At 70.9% G+C, this 522-nt stretch carries 1 protein-coding gene; it reads right to left on the bottom strand.

The window, feature by feature from the left end; genetic code table 11:
- Positions 1 to 9: 9 nt before the first annotated feature.
- Positions 10 to 522, bottom strand: a 513-nt coding sequence (locus CCN33_RS29775) for a COG4705 family protein (RefSeq protein WP_483027265.1), incomplete at its 5' end; no start/stop codon positions are given.

The raw sequence follows: 522 nt of genomic DNA, 5'->3' as shown, positions 1-522 counted from the left end.
CCCGGCCGCCTAGCCGGCCTGCCCCGTCGCCCGCGCGGGGTCCGCGACGTCCTTGCGGGTCACGGCGAGGTACACCACCAGGCCGAGGATGACGGCCAGGAAGATCCCGCTGGTGACGACGGTGCCGAACCCGAGGCCGCCGTCGCCGGTCGGCTGGGACAGGTAGTCGCCGATCGAGGCGCCGAGCGGGCGGGTGAGGATGTAGGCGATCCAGAAGCTCCACACCGCGTCCAGGCCGAGCGCGAAGTGCGCGATCGCCACGGCGGCGATGGCCAGTGCGAACAGGACCGCCGCGAGCCGGTAGCCCAGGTCCATGCGCTCGGAGACCAGGTCACCGCCCGCTGTTCCGAGGGCGAAGGTGAACAGTACGGCGAGCCAGTAGTACGCCTCGCGGCTGGTGGTGTCGATGCTGTGGATGGAGAGGGTGCGCTCGCGCCGGTACCAGACGACGAACGCGACGGCGAGAAGGACGGCGAACACGGCGGTGGTCGTCTCCAGCGGCACGCCTATGTTGTCGGTCAG

Source organism: Streptomyces recifensis (genome assembly GCF_002154615.1).
In the GTDB taxonomy this organism is placed as follows: domain Bacteria; phylum Actinomycetota; class Actinomycetes; order Streptomycetales; family Streptomycetaceae; genus Streptomyces; species Streptomyces griseoluteus.
This window is presented reverse-complemented; position numbering and strand designations above follow the sequence as displayed.